This window comes from Egibacter rhizosphaerae (assembly GCF_004322855.1).
GTDB lineage: Bacteria > Actinomycetota > Nitriliruptoria > Euzebyales > Egibacteraceae > Egibacter > Egibacter rhizosphaerae.
Genome location: NZ_CP036402.1, coordinates 457,333 through 471,567, shown reverse-complemented (window position 1 = coordinate 471,567; position 14,235 = coordinate 457,333). Strand labels below are relative to the sequence as shown.

General features: G+C 71.6%; 19 protein-coding genes. 8 read left to right on the top strand and 11 right to left on the bottom strand.

The features are described from left to right. Window positions 1-10: 10 nt before the first annotated feature. Entirely contained in the window at window positions 11-265 is a 255-nt protein-coding gene (locus ER308_RS21285) for an AbrB/MazE/SpoVT family DNA-binding domain-containing protein (RefSeq protein ID WP_165491751.1), read from the top strand. Then, the gene (locus ER308_RS02225) at window positions 262-672 is read left to right on the top strand and encodes a PIN domain-containing protein (RefSeq protein WP_131153497.1); all 411 of its coding nucleotides are present in this window, start codon (window positions 262-264) and stop codon (window positions 670-672) included. Before ER308_RS21285 ends, ER308_RS02225 begins: the two co-directional genes overlap by 4 nt. A 7-nt stretch (window positions 673-679) precedes the next feature. On the opposite strand, the gene ER308_RS02220 is transcribed toward ER308_RS02225, so the two are convergent. The 5 genes from ER308_RS02220 to ER308_RS02205 form a co-directional block, all read right to left on the bottom strand. Further along, window positions 680-1,309, bottom strand: coding sequence for an ABC transporter ATP-binding protein (locus ER308_RS02220; protein ID WP_165491750.1), 630 nt, complete (start codon window positions 1,307-1,309; stop codon window positions 680-682). A gap of 57 nt (window positions 1,310-1,366) precedes the next feature. Continuing rightward, the gene (locus ER308_RS02215) at window positions 1,367-2,428 is read right to left on the bottom strand and encodes an alpha/beta fold hydrolase (protein WP_165491749.1); all 1,062 of its coding nucleotides are present in this window, start codon (window positions 2,426-2,428) and stop codon (window positions 1,367-1,369) included. Window positions 2,429-2,582: 154 nt separating this feature from the next. Then, on the bottom strand, window positions 2,583-3,002 hold the full coding sequence (locus ER308_RS02210; protein ID WP_165491748.1) for an alpha/beta fold hydrolase: 420 nt from the start codon (window positions 3,000-3,002) through the stop codon (window positions 2,583-2,585). A gap of 41 nt (window positions 3,003-3,043) precedes the next feature. Next, the gene (locus ER308_RS21280) at window positions 3,044-3,796 is read right to left on the bottom strand and encodes a hypothetical protein (RefSeq protein ID WP_165491747.1); all 753 of its coding nucleotides are present in this window, start codon (window positions 3,794-3,796) and stop codon (window positions 3,044-3,046) included. Next, window positions 3,793-4,833, bottom strand: a complete 1,041-nt coding sequence (locus tag ER308_RS02205) for an ABC transporter ATP-binding protein (RefSeq protein ID WP_131153493.1) — start codon at window positions 4,831-4,833, stop codon at window positions 3,793-3,795. Before ER308_RS02205 ends, ER308_RS21280 begins: the two co-directional genes overlap by 4 nt. Between ER308_RS02205 and ER308_RS02200 the strand changes: the two genes are divergently transcribed. Both ER308_RS02200 and ER308_RS02195 read left to right on the top strand, forming a co-directional pair. Beyond that, a complete protein-coding gene (locus tag ER308_RS02200) occupies window positions 4,804-6,261 on the top strand; it encodes a sensor histidine kinase (RefSeq protein WP_131153492.1) in 1,458 nt (485 codons plus the stop codon). The two genes, ER308_RS02205 and ER308_RS02200, sit on opposite strands and share 30 nt — an antisense overlap. After that, entirely contained in the window at window positions 6,258-6,860 is a 603-nt protein-coding gene (locus ER308_RS02195) for a response regulator transcription factor (protein WP_131153491.1), read from the top strand. Before ER308_RS02200 ends, ER308_RS02195 begins: the two co-directional genes overlap by 4 nt. A gap of 165 nt (window positions 6,861-7,025) precedes the next feature. Here the strand turns inward: ER308_RS02195 and ER308_RS02190 are convergent, their stop codons facing one another. Continuing rightward, the gene (locus ER308_RS02190; protein WP_131153490.1) at window positions 7,026-7,241 is read right to left on the bottom strand and encodes a hypothetical protein; all 216 of its coding nucleotides are present in this window, start codon (window positions 7,239-7,241) and stop codon (window positions 7,026-7,028) included. 225 nt (window positions 7,242-7,466) lie between these two features. Then, a complete protein-coding gene (locus ER308_RS02185) occupies window positions 7,467-8,057 on the bottom strand; it encodes a DinB family protein (RefSeq protein WP_131153489.1) in 591 nt (196 codons plus the stop codon). A gap of 258 nt (window positions 8,058-8,315) precedes the next feature. Between ER308_RS02185 and ER308_RS02180 the strand changes: the two genes are divergently transcribed. The 3 genes from ER308_RS02180 to ER308_RS02170 all read left to right on the top strand — a co-directional run bounded on the left by ER308_RS02180 (window position 8,316) and on the right by ER308_RS02170 (window position 9,977). Then, on the top strand, window positions 8,316-8,939 hold the full coding sequence (locus ER308_RS02180; protein ID WP_131153488.1) for a DUF3995 domain-containing protein: 624 nt from the start codon (window positions 8,316-8,318) through the stop codon (window positions 8,937-8,939). A 121-nt stretch (window positions 8,940-9,060) separates the two neighbouring features. After that, window positions 9,061-9,525, top strand: coding sequence for a DUF6069 family protein (locus ER308_RS02175; RefSeq protein ID WP_276319863.1), 465 nt, complete (start codon window positions 9,061-9,063; stop codon window positions 9,523-9,525). A 242-nt stretch (window positions 9,526-9,767) separates the two neighbouring features. Beyond that, window positions 9,768-9,977 (top strand): hypothetical protein, encoded by a 210-nt coding sequence (locus ER308_RS02170; RefSeq protein WP_131153486.1) that lies wholly within the window; start codon window positions 9,768-9,770, stop codon window positions 9,975-9,977. 94 nt (window positions 9,978-10,071) lie between these two features. On the opposite strand, the gene ER308_RS02165 is transcribed toward ER308_RS02170, so the two are convergent. The 4 genes from ER308_RS02165 to ER308_RS02150 form a co-directional block, all read right to left on the bottom strand. Beyond that, window positions 10,072-10,341 (bottom strand): hypothetical protein, encoded by a 270-nt coding sequence (locus tag ER308_RS02165; protein ID WP_131153485.1) that lies wholly within the window; start codon window positions 10,339-10,341, stop codon window positions 10,072-10,074. 139 nt (window positions 10,342-10,480) lie between these two features. Continuing rightward, complete coding sequence (gene sigJ / locus ER308_RS02160) at window positions 10,481-11,332, bottom strand: RNA polymerase sigma factor SigJ (protein WP_131153484.1); 852 nt, start codon at window positions 11,330-11,332, stop codon at window positions 10,481-10,483. Next, window positions 11,329-12,384: a carboxymuconolactone decarboxylase family protein gene (locus tag ER308_RS02155; RefSeq protein WP_131153483.1), complete on the bottom strand. Its 1,056-nt coding sequence runs from the start codon at window positions 12,382-12,384 to the stop codon at window positions 11,329-11,331. Before ER308_RS02155 ends, sigJ begins: the two co-directional genes overlap by 4 nt. A gap of 269 nt (window positions 12,385-12,653) precedes the next feature. After that, the gene (locus tag ER308_RS02150) at window positions 12,654-13,022 is read right to left on the bottom strand and encodes a GNAT family N-acetyltransferase (protein WP_131153482.1); all 369 of its coding nucleotides are present in this window, start codon (window positions 13,020-13,022) and stop codon (window positions 12,654-12,656) included. Window positions 13,023-13,115: 93 nt separating this feature from the next. Here ER308_RS02150 and ER308_RS02145 point away from each other — a divergent pair, with 93 nt between their 5' ends. Next, window positions 13,116-14,126: a phosphotransferase family protein gene (locus tag ER308_RS02145; protein WP_131153481.1), complete on the top strand. Its 1,011-nt coding sequence runs from the start codon at window positions 13,116-13,118 to the stop codon at window positions 14,124-14,126. The last annotated feature ends 109 nt before the right edge of the window (window positions 14,127-14,235 follow it).

Here is a 14,235-nt window from a genome sequence, read left to right as displayed (position 1 = left end):
TGGGAGTATGATGTCCATCACCGTCAAGGTGGATCCACAAGGCCGCGTCGTTATCCCTCAGACCGAACGTGAACGTCTCGGCCTATCCGACGGCGGCGCCCTCGAGCTCGTCTCCACACCCGAAGGCGTCCTGCTGGAACGTCGCCGCCGTGCCACTGTCACCGTGGATGAGAGCGGACTCCCGCTGGTCACGGTCGACGAACTCGAAACCGTGAGCAACGCCACCACGGTCGAGGCCATCCACGCCCAGCGAGATCGCGAGTGATCGACACCTCGGTCATGGTCGCGGGCTTGGTCCGCAACCACGAGTTCCACTCCGTCGCCCGCCCCCATGTGGTCCAGTCTGCTCGCAGTCAGGTGCCGGGGATCGTGGTCGCCGAGACCTGGGCGGCCCTGCGTCGTGCTCCTTGGAACTTGGACGCGGCCACGGTCGCGGAGACCCTTGGCCCCTGGAACTCAGAAGGGCGTGTCGCAGCCACAGCAGCCTCGGCCTACGCCGAAGTGTTGCGGACAGGCCGTTCGCTGCACCTCGGCGGCAACGTCCACGACCTCCTCATCGCCATGACCTGCCGGGACCACGGGCTGCCCCTCGCCACGCTCGACCGGCGTCAGGCAACCCTGGCGAGCGGACTCACCGGCCTCGAGACCGTCTTGCTGCCGCCCGAGGGGTAGTCGCCGCTCATCGGTAGCTGTTGCGGACGTCTTGGACGAGCTCGCCGTCGCGGACCTCGAGGATGCGGTCGGTCATCTCCGCGACCGCGCGGTCGTGGGTGACGATGAGGAAGGCGGTGCCCAGCTCACCGTTGAGGTCGCGGAACAGCTGGTGGACCGTGTCGGTGTTGGCGGTGTCGAGGTTGCCGGTCGGTTCGTCGGCGAGGATCAGCGGTGGCCGGTGCATGAGCGCTCGGCTGATGGCCACCCGCTGTTTCTGCCCGCCGGAGAGCTGGTTGGCGTTCTTGTCCTCCAGCCGCGGCAGACCGAGGAGTTCGAGCAGCTCGCGCACGCGCTCGCGGTCCTGTGCGCCGATCCGCCGGCCGGTGATGCGCAGCGGCATGGTGAGGTTCTCCGCCACACTGAACTCGGGCAGCAGGTGGTGGAACAGGAAGACGAACCCGATTGACTGGCCACGCAGACGTGCGCGGAGCCGACGGTCGAGGCTGGTGGTGTCCTGACCGGCGAGCGCCATCCGTCCGGCTGTCGGGGTGTCGAGTAGGCCGAGCAGATTGAGCAGGGTGGACGGGCGTCGAACGCGTCTGGAGCGGACCGTTCCCGTCCGCGAGCAGTAGCTGCGGTTGATGTCCGGAGCCACCGCCCGACTTCGAACAGCCGGTTCAGGTCGTGAGCCCTGCCGGTATCGGCGCAACAGCTATGCGTCGGCGGCGGCCTCTTCCAGGACCTGGCGGACCGCGTCGGTCACCAGGTCTGGTCGTTCGACGTGGATGAAGTGCCCGCTGCCGTCGGCGACGACTCGGCGTGCGTTGGTCGAGACGGTCGCGAGGTCCTCTTGCATGGTCTGGCGGGCCGCTTCGACGTCTCCCTCGAGACCCTCGGGGACGGCGGCCTCGGCGCCCAGGGCCTTGCCGGCGGGGAGCACGACCACGGGAATGTCGCCGAGGGACTGCCGGCTGCGGCGGAGATGATCGAGGCTGTCGCGTAGCGCGATCATCTCGTCGGCGGCGCTCACGACGGTGGAGGCGTCCATGAACTTGACGGCGCGCCGGGCGTCGGCGACCTCGGCGGGCAGCTTCGACGCGACGGGGTCGGGGTAGGCCGAGGCGAACAGCGCGGGGATGCCGCTGGCGTTGACGGCGGCGATGACGCGCCGCTGCCGTCGCATCGCCTCGGCCATGGCGTCTGCCTTGGCGGTGAACGCGGCCGGGAAGGTCTCGAACTGGTCCTCGTGAGTGGCGTCGAGCAGCACGAGACCGGCGACCTCGTCGGGGTAGGTGTGGGCGTAGGCACGGACGATGGGCCCGCCGAGCGAGTGCCCGACCAGGACGTAGGGCGTGGGGGCGCCGGCTTCGTGCAGGACGGCGCGCAGCTCGTCGACCAGGACGGGGAGGTCTCTGGGGCCCGGTCCGGGCTCGCTCCAGCCCATGCCCGCCCGGTCGTAGGCCAGCGTGGCCGACTGCGCCGCGATCTCCGGCTGGACGTAGTGCCAGTCCAGCGCCATGCCGCCCTGGCCGTTCTCGAACACGACGGTGGGGCCCCCGGCGCCGGCCTGCAGCACGTGCAGCTCGTGTCCGCCGACGTCGACCAGGCCGCCGGGCGCGGGGTGGGCCCGCTGCAGGCGGGCCTGCTGCACCCGGCCGGCCAGCGTGGCGGCGGACAGGAGCCCGAGCAGGCCGAGCATGCCGTTGCGGATCCACCGCAGCAGGTTGCGGGTCGCTCGGCCCCATCGTGGCCGACGAGCGGTGGCACTGTTCATCTGAGTTCCTTTCGGTCGTGCCGAGGTTCTCATAGCGCCCACGGCGCGCCGGTGCGAAGGGACGGAACGGGACCGCCGCGGCCGCGCATCCCCTGCCAGACTCGCGGCACGGAGGCCGCTGGCGGGAGATGTCGACCGAACTCTCGTGAGAGTGTCACCGGGGTTGTGCGGCGATGGCGGCGTCGAAGTCCCCCACGGCGCTGTGGCATGCCGGATCGTCAGCGCAGACGGCGCTGACGCGGTCGAGGGCCCGCGCAAAGCCGGCCGGGATCCCGTCGACCCAGTTCTCCCTCGGATCGATCGGCGGGCTCAACGTCACCGACCGGATCGTCTCCGGCGACCGCTCCGCCGCCAGCAGCGCCACCTGGGTCCCATACGAGCCACCCTGCAGGTTGAGCCGGTCGTAGCCCAGCGCCCGGCGGACGACGTCGACGTCGCGAGCATTGGCCAGGTGGTGGAACGCGTCGAGATCGACGCCATCGCCGGCCAGCCGGTCACGACACTCCCCGAGTGCGCCCTCGATGTCGGCGGCGGGGTCCTGGGCCTCCAGCGCGGGCAGCTCGGGGCACTCCAAGGCCGGGTCGCTGCATACGGTCTCCTTCGTGTGGCTCGGCGTTACGCACGGGGGTTCCAGCGGAAGTTGCGGACCGCGACCACCAACGACACGGCGACCAGGCCGACCAGCACAGCCAGGCTCGGCGCCGAGGCGGAGAGCGCCGCGGTGAACCCACCGGCGTCGGCGGGACCGTCCCATCCCAGGCGGACCAGCTCGGTCAGCGCCCCGCCCCCGGTGGCCCGCATTCGCCAGCTGATGTCGGCCAGCGGGGTGAGGCTGGTCCAGATGCCGCCGCCGATCAGCGCGGCCAGCACGGGCAGCAGCGTGATCTCGGCGGTTCCGACGCTGCGGGTGAACGCGGCGGCCGCGACCGCGACCACGCTGCCCAGCGAGACCGAGAGCGCCACGGCGAGGACCAGCAGCTCCGGCCGGGCCGGGATGGTGTCGAAGGCGTAGCCGGTGGCGGCGAACAGGATCGCGGCCCCGCTCGCGGCCAGCAGGCACACGGGTGCAAGGGTGCCGGCCAGCACGCTGGTTGCCCGTGTGCCGGCGATTTGCCAGCGCTCGAGCAAGTGTTGCTGGCGGCGGGCGACGAGGGTCGTGGTGGCGGTGGAGGCGAGGGTCATGCCGGCCAGGAGCACCAGCATCAGGGAGGTGATTCCGCCGACGACACCGCTGGGGACGTCGGTGGGCGGGGGGTTGGTGATCAGGTACCCACCGGCGGCTACCGGGACCAGGATGCCGGTGACGACAGCGACGCGGTTGCGGGCGAGCATGACCAGCTCGGCGCGGGCAAGGGCGATGACGTTCATATCGTGGCCTCCTCGCGGGTGGTGCCGGCGACGTCGTGGAAGACTTCGGCCAGCGTCGGCTCGGAGGCGTGCAGGTGTCGCAGCGCCACCGCGTGGGTTTGTGACCAGCCCAGGAGTGTCGCCAGGTCGTCGGCCAGATCGCGGGTGCGGATCTCGATGTGGTGCCCGTCGCGCTGCGGGGTGACAGTGGCATGGCCGGTGAGGGGCTGGGGCAGCGAGGGAGCGCCAGGGTCGAGGTCGCAGCGGATGCGGGCGTCGCGGGCGGCCAGCACCTCGTCGAGGGCTCCGGCGACGGCGATGCGGCCGTCGTGCAGGATCGCCAACCGGTCGGCGAGCGCCTCGGCCTCCTCCAGGTAGTGGGTGGTCAACACAGCCGTCGTGCCGGTTCGGAGCAGGTCGCGGAGCAGTTCCCAGGTGCCGGCCCGGGACTCGGGATCGAGGCCGGCGGTCGGTTCGTCGAGGAAGAGGAGCTCGGGGTCGGCCGACAAGGCGGTCGCAAGGTCGAGCCGGCGGCGTTCCCCGCCCGAGAGCCGGCCGATGCGCACGTCGCGGCGGTGCATGAGGTCGACGCGGGCGAGCTGCTCGTCGACGGGGCGGTGGGCCAGCTTCCCTGCGCCGGTCATCTTGTGCCACAGGGCGAGGAACTCTGCGGGGGTGAGCTCGTCGGGCAGCGCGGATTCCTGCAGCACGACCCCGATGCGGGCGGCCAGGCGGCGGCGCTGGCGGCGCGGGTCCATGCCCAACACTCGGACCCCGCCGCCGTCGGGTGCGCGGCGGCCCTCGAGCGCTTCCAGGGTGGTGGTCTTGCCGGCACCGTTGGTGCCCAACACGGCCAGCAGCTCGCCGCGGTAGGCGGTGAGGTCGATGCCGCGCACCGCCTCGTAGTCGCCGTAGGCGCAGCGCAGTCCCGTCGCCGTTACGGCCACGTCGTCGGCGGTCGGTCGGGCCCCTGGGGAGGTCGGGGGAGCGGATGGGGCGGTCGTGGCTCCGCTCGCACCCTGCCGGGTGTGGCGGTCACCGGTGCTGGTCGTGTTCATGGGGGCACCGTGCTCGTCGGAGACGGGCTGTTGGTAGTGCCGGACCTCACCGGTTCGTGTGCGCTGTTCACGTCGATACGTGACAGATGTCACCCGCGCACCGCTTGGCGCTGGGGCATCATGAAGCGCATGGAACCGAGCCCCGAAACGACAGCTCCCGACGGCGGACCGCACCGCGATCGGGCGTCGATGGCGGGGCCGGCAGCCGACACTGGTACCGACCTGGACCGCATGCGTCGGCAGACCCGCTGGTCGAGCCTCGGCATCGTCTACGCCCTCGGGATGATCGGGATCGCGGCAGCGCTGGCCACCAGGCCGCTCGGTGTGGGCCTCGGTGTCGCGGTCGCGGCTGCCGTCGCGGGGTCGCTCGCCGCCGGCCGTCTCATCGATCGGCGCATCGCTGCGGCGGCTGCGACCGCGAGCCCGGACGAGCATGCGGGCGACGCGCCGCTCGTGGCCGTTGCCGTCGTCGCGGGCCTGGTCTACGCGGTGCTCGCGCAGGTCGCTGACGCTGCACCGTTGCCTGCCGTGGCGGACGAGCCGGAAGGGTCGTGGTTCGCCGTGCCTGCGGTGGCCAACATCGCGGTCGTCGTGACGGTCGCTGGCCGACGGTGGGTCCTCGCCGGGCTGCTGGGCGGGCTGGTCGCCACGGTGGTCGCGGCCGCGGCCCGCTTCCTGATCGTCGGCAACCTCGAGTGGGTCTGGTTGGTCCTCGAAGGTGGGCTCGTCGCCGGCGTGGCGGTGGCGTCGAGGGCCGAGCTGCGCCACTGGGAGCTCGTCGTGCGCCTCGAGAGGGCCAGACAGCTAGAAGGCGCGCTGGCGGTGGCGGAGGAGCGGCTACGGTTCGCCGCCGACCTGCACGACATCCAGGGACACCATCTGCAAGTCATCGCGCTCAAATGCGAGCTCGCCGGCCGGGTGGCCGCCTCGGACCCGGCCGCGGCTGCCGGGCACATGGCGGAGGCCGAAGACCTCGCTCGCCAAGCCCTGGCCGACACCCGCGGGATCGTGCAGGGCTACCGCACGGCGTCGCTCGGTACGGAACTGACCAACGCCACCCGCGTGCTGGCCGCTGCAGGCATCGATGGCCGTCTCAGCAGGGACGCGCAGGTCGCCGCCGACGAGGTCGAAGACCCCGGCCGGCACCTGCTCGGCCTCGTCGTGCGCGAAGCGACCACCAATGTGCTGCGCCACAGCCGCGCCGACCAGGCCCGCCTCGCCCTGACCCTCGAGGGCGCCACCGCACGCCTGGACGTGCGCAACAACGGTGCGAACGCCACGGGCAAGGCCACGAGCCCCGACGGGACGGGTCTGGCCACGCTCGCCGAGCGCCTGCGCGCGGCCGGGGGTGCGCTCGAATGGGAGCACGACGACGACTGGTTCGGCCTGACCGCCTGGATCCCCGTCGGACACGAGCAGCTCTCATGATCAAGCTCCTGCTCGCCGACGACGAAGACCTCGTTCGCGGCGCTCTCGCCTCCCTCCTCGACCTCGAGGACGACATGACCGTGGTCGCCCAGGCGGCGACCACTACCGATGCGGTCATCCACGCCCGTGAGCACCGACCCGACATCGCCGTGCTCGACCTCCAGATGCCTCCCGCCGACGGTTTGCGTGCCGCAGAGGAGATCCGTGCCGAGCTGTCCACCCACATCGTGCTCGTCACCCGCCACGCACGGCCCGGCGTGCTGCGCCGCGCGCTGTCTGCCGGGGTGAGCGGATTCGTGCCGAAGACCACCCCCGCCACGCGACTCGCCGAGATCCTCCGCGGCGTCGCCGACGGCCAGCGCTACGTCGATCCCGACATCGCCGCGTCCGCGCTCACCGAGAGCGCCTGCCCCCTGACCGCGCGCGAGCTCGACGTCCTTCGCGCCGGTCGCGCGGGCGAGGAGGTCCAAGCCATCGCCGAGGCGGTCCACCTCGCGCCGGGCACCGTGCGCAACTACCTGTCCTCGGCGATGGCCAAGCTCCAAGTCTCCACCCGGCACGCGGCCATCCATCGCGCCTGGGAAGAGGGATGGATCTAACCGCCGGGATCGGTGAGCACCCTCCAGCGGCCCAGCGGCGTTCGTGCCCGCCAACTGCCACTCCGAGACTGATCGCTTGCTTCGGTCGGGGCTTGCTTGCCAGATCTATCGGGTCATCTGGACGCGGCGACGTAAACCGCTTCCGGCGCATCATCCTCGGTGCTGCTACTCGCCTGCGTTCTGCTCGGGCGGAGGCGGCTTCGCGGGCCGCAAGTACAACACGCCTACCGCGAGGACGACGAAGAGGCCGCCAAGTATCCCTATCGCCCACACGAGATACGGCTCGTGTGGCTCGAACAGGGAAGGGATCAACAAGATGATCGCCGCTCCCGTCAAGGTCATGCCTATGAACAGGGCCAGGAAGGTCTTGGACGCATTCATTGCGTCGACTCGTCTGAAGCAGCGCGCGGCAGCGGTGCCCATTACACCCTGGCAGTGGCGCAGGCAGCGATGACGCGTCGCGCGGGCGGGCAGCGACCGCAGGATACCCGTCTCGCAAAACGCTCGAGTACATGACACCAGCAGAGAAGTTCGGGGATATTGGAGCGCTGTCGCGCGGGCGCGTCTACGTCACGGGGCAACGTGGTGCCCGGCACCGCGCAGTCGTTAGCCGAGCCCTTCGAATTGCCGTGCCACCTGCTTCAGCCGCTCGTGGTGGGACATCCACCACGCGTGGTCGACGTCTGGGAGATTGTCGACACCCAGCCTGTGCCCGACGGCACCGTCGATCAGTTCCCGAACGATGTCGGCGTGTCCGGCGTGCCGGTGGCTCTCGGTGGTCACATGGACGAGGATTGTGTGCAGCGTGGCTCGCGCCCGGTCCTCCGGCCACCAGGAAACGAACCCAACCGTGCTCAAATCGACCGCGTCGATGGTGGCGTCAGCGTGGGTCCAGACCCGCCGATAGAGGGCGACGATGTCGTCTCGGGACTCCTCGACCGTCGCCCACATGTCCGTGTTCGGCTCCTCGTCGTCCATCCAGGGCAGCGACTCTGTGAACGGGCGATCGAAGACCGCGCCGAAGTAACCCGCCTCGACCCCTGCCAGGTGCTTGACGAGCCCAAGTAGGTTCGTGCCTGTTCGCACTAGCGGGCGGCGAACGTCGTATTCCGATACGCCGTTGAGCTTCCACAGCAGCGCGTCACGGGCCACCTGGAGGTAGCGGTGCAAGTCGGCCTTGGGATCCGGGTTGGGCATAGCACCTCCACGATGCGGACGAGTTCAAACGCGCAACGTCAGCCGCTATCATCGCCGCTCGGGAGGGTGCTGTCGCAAGGCCCGGCATCCACTACTGACGGTGAGCACCCTTACCTGCTCTCGGGCCCGCCTGGCTGTTCGGTCCAACCTCGCAGCCTCTGGCGAGGGATGTTAGACCGCAGTCGGCCTCCGCCATCGAGGTCTCCCTCATCAGACGGGGACCCGGGGCTCGGTGCGAGTAGCAGGAAGGGGCACCCGATGGGTCGAGGCCTTCGCGAGCAGCAGCGCCGAGCCCTCCCGGCCATCGACCGTTGGGCGGGCTATGCGGCGGCGTTCTGGGCCGCCGCGTTCGGGATTCGCAGTCTCTACTGGGCGCTCGGAGGAACCGTGGGCCTCGGGACGATCTCGGAAGGGCTCCAGGCTGCCGCCGCTGCCCGCGATCCAGGGGTCTTGGCAGCCCTGTGGTGGGTAACGGTCATGCTCGCGGTCGGCACGGTCCTCGGGCTCGCGCTCGTGCGTGCTTGGGGCGCTGTCTTCCCACGCGTGCTCCCGGGGGTCGGCGGCCAGGCGGTGCCCCCGGCGTTCCTGTTGCTCCCCTCCTGCGGCGCGGGCGCGCTCCTCGCCGCGCACGGTGGCCAGTACCTCAGCTTTCTGGTCACCGTCGATCCGCTCGAGGGCGAGGCCTGGTGGTACGGGGTCGTCTGGGGACCGTGGTTCGCGCTCGGTGGGATCCTGTTCCTCTTGGCGAGCTGGTCGTACTTGAGGCGGCGGGGTGGGGGCACCCTTGCCGTTGTCGCGAGTTTCCTCGGGGTGGCCGGCGGGCTGCTCGCCGCATTCGCGCCGCAGATCATCGGCCTGTTGGTCGGCGCGTTCGTCGGATGAGCGCTGCTGCTCGGGGCGGTGTCACATTCGGACCGGCTGCGACGTCGTATGGGGAGAAGGGGGACCGCAAGACCTTGCGGCGCTCGGTCGCACGCACCGGCCTCTCCCGGAGGAGAAGACCATGGAGACAGCTTCAACGATCACCTCATCACCAACGAGTAGCGGTCCCCGGAACCCCGCGGTCGTCAGAGCTACGACCGTCGGCGCTGCGGCGGCGATCGTGGTCAACGTGTCGCTGTGGGCGATCGGAGGTGCAGCGGACGCCAGCTTCGTCGTGGACCCAGCCATCGGCGAGCCGGACCTGGAGGTGGGCGTTGTCAAGGTGCTCCTGACGACCCTTCTCCCGTTCGCCGCCGGTGCGGCGCTGCTGGCGCTGGCTGCTCGGCGGTCGCGCCGGTGGGTAACCATGCTGGCGACCGTAGGGGGCGTGGTCGCCGTGGCATCGGCCGCCGGTCCGCTGGCGGGTGGCCACGACACCGCGACCGGCGTGCTGCTGGCGACGATGCACGTGACGACCGGTGCCGCCTTTGTGGTAGCCGCAACAAAGGTCACGGTGGTACATAGGCAACGGGCCGTGCATGAGTGACTGCGCACGGCAGGGCGGGTGAGGTGCTCGGTCAACGGCCGCACGATCCGGGACGCCAGAGGCAGGGACGATGCGTGCGGTGGCTGCGGTGGGCGACGCTGGCGGCCGGTGGGCTGGTCGCCAGCTACGGCGTGCTGATGTCGGCGGTGCGAGCACCGGCACGGCGGGTCGCGGCGACGGCTCCGTAAGCGTCTGCGGCCGAGCCGACCTTCGTGTTGTCGGGACCCGCTCCACAGGCGCTGGTGTTCGTCGCGTCGGCGGCCCTGCTCATGACGGGGATCGTGCGGGGCAGGTGGCTGGCTGCATGGATGGGATGGGCGACCACCGCCGGCTTCGCGCTGCTCACAGGGTTCAGCGTGGGGGCGCTGGTACTGCCGGTTGTCGCGCTTCTGCTGCCGGCGCTGTTGCTGGCCGGCGCCCGGGGCCGGAGCGCGCGGACGGATCCGGCGTGACGGCCCGCAAGGGATTCCGGCCGGCCAGAGGTCTGTCGAGGATCTTCGTGGGCGGTGCGGGGCAGGGTCCACGCGGCGCCTTCCGGGAAGGGGTTCACCGGTGGTCAGGATTCTCGGTCGCGCACTCGGCGGCTATGGCGGATTCGTCAAGGTCCGCAAGATCCCCGCCAAGCGGACGATCCGCGAACGGCTCACTGGCGCACTGCAGGGCAAGGCGGTGGGCGCGCGCGAACCGTCGCCCGATCACCGGTGCAGGCGCGGCGCTGTCTTCAGCGGGCCAGGCGGCGCCGGTGGCGGCCTCGAGCGCGACCGTGGCGGCCAGCGCTTCGCCGAGGGGGTGGTCGGGCATGGCAGGCTCCAGCACGGTCGATCCACCTCGGGCACGTCGGCTCTTCCGGTTGAGCCGAGGCTGCTCGCGTGCGGGGGCGTGCCCTCGGTGGGGCCGTCGAGGGTCGACGGGATCGCCAACCGTCAGCCGAGCCGGAGTGAGGTCGTCGGGGGGCTCAGGAAGGGTGTACGTGGGTGAGCTTGTCGGGGTTTCGGATGACGTGGATGCGGGTGACCCGCTCGCCGTCGATGTCGATGCTGATCACCGTGGGGCCCTCGGCGGTGGTCATGATCGCGCCGGGCGCGGCGTTGACGAGGACGGGCCGGTACTCGGCGTCGGGTTGACGTGCGGCGATGCCGGCGACGAACCGGGCGACGGGGTCGGCGCCGGTGACGGTGCGGCGGGCCGCGCTGGCCTTGCCGCCGCCGTCGCTGACGAGCTCGGCGTCGGGGTGCAGGACGGCGAGGAGGCCGTCGAGGTCGCCGTGGCGGGCGGCCGCGAGGAACCGGGCAGCGACCTCGTCGGCGTGGGCGGGGTTGGCCGATTGGCGGGGTCGGCGGGCTTGGACGTGGCGTCGAGCGCGGGCCACGACCTGGCGGCAGGCAGTCTCGCTGCGGTCGAGGATGCCGGCGAGCTCGTCGTAGGGGTAGCCGAACGCGTCGCGGAGCACCAGCGCGGCGCGCTCGGCGGGGGAGAGGGACTCGAGGGCGACGAGGAAGGCGATGCGCACCGAGTCGGCGAGCTCGGCATCGTCGTCGTCGGCGTCGCCGGTGGCCAGCAGCGGTTCGGGCAGCCACGGGCCGACGTAGGCCTCGCGGTGGCGGCGGGCGGCGCGCAGCGTGTCGAGGCAGCGGTTGGTGGTCATCCGGGCGAGGTAGGCGGCCGGTCGTGCCACCTCTGGGTGGTCGACGGGCTGCCAGGCGAGCCAGACGTCCTGGAGGACGTCCTCGGCGTCGGCGACGCTGCCGAGCATCCGGTAGGCGATCGCGAACAGCCGGTCGCGCTCGGCCTCGAACACGCCCGTCATGTCGGGCTCCGCTCGGGCAGTGGGCAGGAGGCTGCGGCGGCGAACCCTTGCGGGGGCACACCGAGCGCCCGGTTGGTCCGGGCGCGGGCGTTCTCGTGGCCCACCGCGGTGGCGAGCTCGACGGTCGCGTCGGCGCCGAAGCGGGTGACGAGCGCGTCAACGAGGTCGCCGGGCACCTCTGCAGGGGTGGCCGTCATCGCGTCGGCCAGGGACAGCGCGAGCCGTTGGTCGTCGTCGTACCGGTCGCTGTCACGCCAGCGGGGCAGGTCGCGGATCTGCTCGCGGGTGACCCCAGCGTCGACGGCGGCCGCAGTGCCGATGTCGACGCAGAACGCGCACTCGACCAGCGTCGCGGCGTGCAGCTGCGCGACCGCGCCCACGCTGGCCGGGGCGAGCCGGGTCCGCTGATGCGCCGCGTCGCCGGCCATCCGCGCCAACGCGACCCTGGGCACCCGGGCGGTGACCCGCCAGGCCTCGGGGATCGCCCCGAGCCGCCGGCGGGCCGCGATGAAGCCCAGCCGCAGCAGCGGGTTGCGGGGCGATCCTCCGATCCCGGAGATCCGACCGCCCGAGAAACCCGACCTCGACGGCGCAGGCACTGGGCCGGCGCCGGGACGGGAGTCCGGGCGGGCAGAAGCGCGCGCGGGGGGGCTACGTACCGCCATGACGAGGAGCAGGACTACCGCGAGTCCGACTCCGCCGGCCAACGGTAGCCACGTCAGCGCCTGCTCGACCGGGCCCAGCGGCAACGGCGGATGCGCGACGTGATAGGCCAGGTGCGGCACCGCGTGCACGAGATAACCGGCCAGGGCGACCGCCCGCACAGCCCGCGACGCGACCCACACGGCCACGGCGAGGACGAGGCCGGTCGCGGCGAACCCCGCCCCGGCGTCGACCACGAGATGATGGTTGAACGGCCCGTCGGCGGCCACCCACGCCGACCCGACCCCAGGAAACGACTCGTAGAAGTGCCGCGGCGCCGCCAGCGCCCACATCCCCGGCACCAGCTGGCCCACCGCAAGCACGGCCAACCCTGCGCGCACCCACCGCATCACACACCTCCCGTCGAAAGCGACCTTTACCCATCTCGACGACGCAGGCGCCGCTCCTGTGACACAGCACGGCGAAGCCCTGGCGATCTACCGAACGCGGTGCTCGCCGGGGCAGGGGGTCGGGTCTCGCCCTCGCGCCACGTCACCGCCGCGCTGCTGAGCTCGGGCAGAACAAGGCCTTCGTGTGCGCGCGCTACTCCGTCGTCGGTCCGCCCGGGCACGTCGCCACCGGTACTGGCCAGCCCTGACCGTCGAGGCGCCCGGTGGCCTCACGCGAGCCGGAAGCTGAGCTGGCGGCCGAAGACCTGGTAGCCAACGCGTGCGGCCGTGGCGAGTGAGGCCTCGTTCGCCGTGGCGCTGCGCCATTGCGGGCATCGGCCAGCCGCGATCGCGCGCCGGGTTGCTGCGGCGGCCAGCGGGCCGGCGTGTCCACGTCCCCGGAAGGTGGGAGCCACGATGATCCCGACGTGGGCGATGTCGGCGGGCCAGTCGACGTGGCCCGCGGCCCCCACCAGCTGCCCGTCTCCCGCCCGCCTCGCGGACCACTGTCCGGTCGCGGGTTTCAGGGCCTGCGGCGAGTCCGCGAGGTGGCGCCACAGCCCTCGAGCGGCCGACGGCTCCTCGCCGGGCAACCCCATGGCACGCTCCCATCCCTGGCGAGTTGCCAGGCCAGCCCGACGACGCGCGAACGAGTAGCGTTGCTCCACATCGCGAGAAGGGCTCCACCGTTGATGGTCCCATCGACCGCCGCCGAGGTCGACGCGGCCTGGGCGCGTCGGAGCCTCGGACTGTCCGATGCGCAGCACGATGACGGTCGTGCCGAGCCTATCGGCAAGGGCTTCGGGCTGGCCAGCGAGCTGCTCCGCGTCCACCTTGGTGGCGACGCCGAGCCGGCGTCGGTCGTGGTCAAGCTGTGGGACCTGGACGGGGCCGCGAGTGGCCGCGAACTCCACGTGCTGCACCGGCTCGGCCGGCTCGGGCCGCGCCATCCTGCCTGTCTGGCGGGGGCCGTCGACCAGGGCAAGGCACGTGCCGTTCTGGTGCTGGAGGACCTCGTCGACGTCGACCAGGGGGACGGCCTCCAGCAGCTCTCACCCGAGCCCGCCGCCCGCGTGGCACGGTTGCTCGCCGATCTGCATGCCCGCTGGTGGCGCTTATCCCGGCTCGTCGCAGCCGCCGACTGGTTGCCCCCGACACCTTGGCTCGGCCTCGACCGCGGCTGGCTCCGTCGACGTCGTAGCGTGTTCCTGGACCGGTTCGGTTCGGACCTCGCGCCCCCCACCCACGGGATGCTCGACAAGCTCGAGCACACCTACCCGGCCGCTGCCGAGCAGCTGACCAATTCGGCGCCCACGTTGCTCCACGACGACGTCCATCTCGACAACGTCGTGTTCGACCGCTCCACAAACGAGCCGATCCTGCTCGACTGGGCGCGCGCCAGCCGCGGCCCGGCCGCCCTCGATCTGGTCGAGGTGCTGCTCGATGTCGCCGAACCGGCCGCCGCCAGTCCGGCTCTGGCCGCCTACCTGTCCCGTCTGCGGGAGCTCGGCGTACCGCGAGCCGACCTCGACGAGCTCCACAGTGACCTCAGCGCCGCTGCCATCGTGTCCTTCGCTCGGGCGAGTTGCGGGGTCGCTAACTGGCGGCCGACCATAGAGCGGGAACTGCGCCTGCTCACGTCCGGGATCGAGCGACTCCCACTTCGATCCCGGGCTCGGCTGCGCGACCTCTCCCTCGACTGAGCCGGTCGGAGACGCGGCCATGCAGCTCTCACTCACAGCAGTCCGATCCGCCCAGGGCCGCGGAGTAGCTGACAGCGGAGTCATACGCCAACTCGCGGCGGCGGGAGCG

Excerpts from the sequence above, each read along its gene's own strand:
- sigJ (WP_131153484.1), bottom strand. The coding sequence starts at position 11,332 with ATGACGGGCGTGTTCGAGGCCGAGCGCGACCGGCTGTTCGCGATCGCC.
- ER308_RS02215 (WP_165491749.1), bottom strand. The coding sequence starts at position 2,428 with ATGAACAGTGCCACCGCTCGTCGGCCACGATGGGGCCGAGCGACCCGC.
- ER308_RS21280 (WP_165491747.1), bottom strand. The coding sequence starts at position 3,796 with ATGAACGTCATCGCCCTTGCCCGCGCCGAGCTGGTCATGCTCGCCCGC.
- ER308_RS02190 (WP_131153490.1), bottom strand. The coding sequence starts at position 7,241 with ATGAATGCGTCCAAGACCTTCCTGGCCCTGTTCATAGGCATGACCTTG.
- ER308_RS02205 (WP_131153493.1), bottom strand. The coding sequence starts at position 4,833 with ATGAACACGACCAGCACCGGTGACCGCCACACCCGGCAGGGTGCGAGC.
- ER308_RS02185 (WP_131153489.1), bottom strand. The coding sequence starts at position 8,057 with ATGCCCAACCCGGATCCCAAGGCCGACTTGCACCGCTACCTCCAGGTG.
- ER308_RS02155 (WP_131153483.1), bottom strand. The coding sequence starts at position 12,384 with ATGCGGTGGGTGCGCGCAGGGTTGGCCGTGCTTGCGGTGGGCCAGCTG.
- ER308_RS02150 (WP_131153482.1), bottom strand. The coding sequence starts at position 13,022 with ATGGGGTTGCCCGGCGAGGAGCCGTCGGCCGCTCGAGGGCTGTGGCGC.
- ER308_RS02175 (WP_276319863.1), top strand. The coding sequence starts at position 9,061 with ATGGAGACAGCTTCAACGATCACCTCATCACCAACGAGTAGCGGTCCC.
- ER308_RS02180 (WP_131153488.1), top strand. The coding sequence starts at position 8,316 with ATGGGTCGAGGCCTTCGCGAGCAGCAGCGCCGAGCCCTCCCGGCCATC.
- ER308_RS21285 (WP_165491751.1), top strand. The coding sequence starts at position 11 with ATGTCCATCACCGTCAAGGTGGATCCACAAGGCCGCGTCGTTATCCCT.
- ER308_RS02145 (WP_131153481.1), top strand. The coding sequence starts at position 13,116 with ATGGTCCCATCGACCGCCGCCGAGGTCGACGCGGCCTGGGCGCGTCGG.
- ER308_RS02195 (WP_131153491.1), top strand. The coding sequence starts at position 6,258 with ATGATCAAGCTCCTGCTCGCCGACGACGAAGACCTCGTTCGCGGCGCT.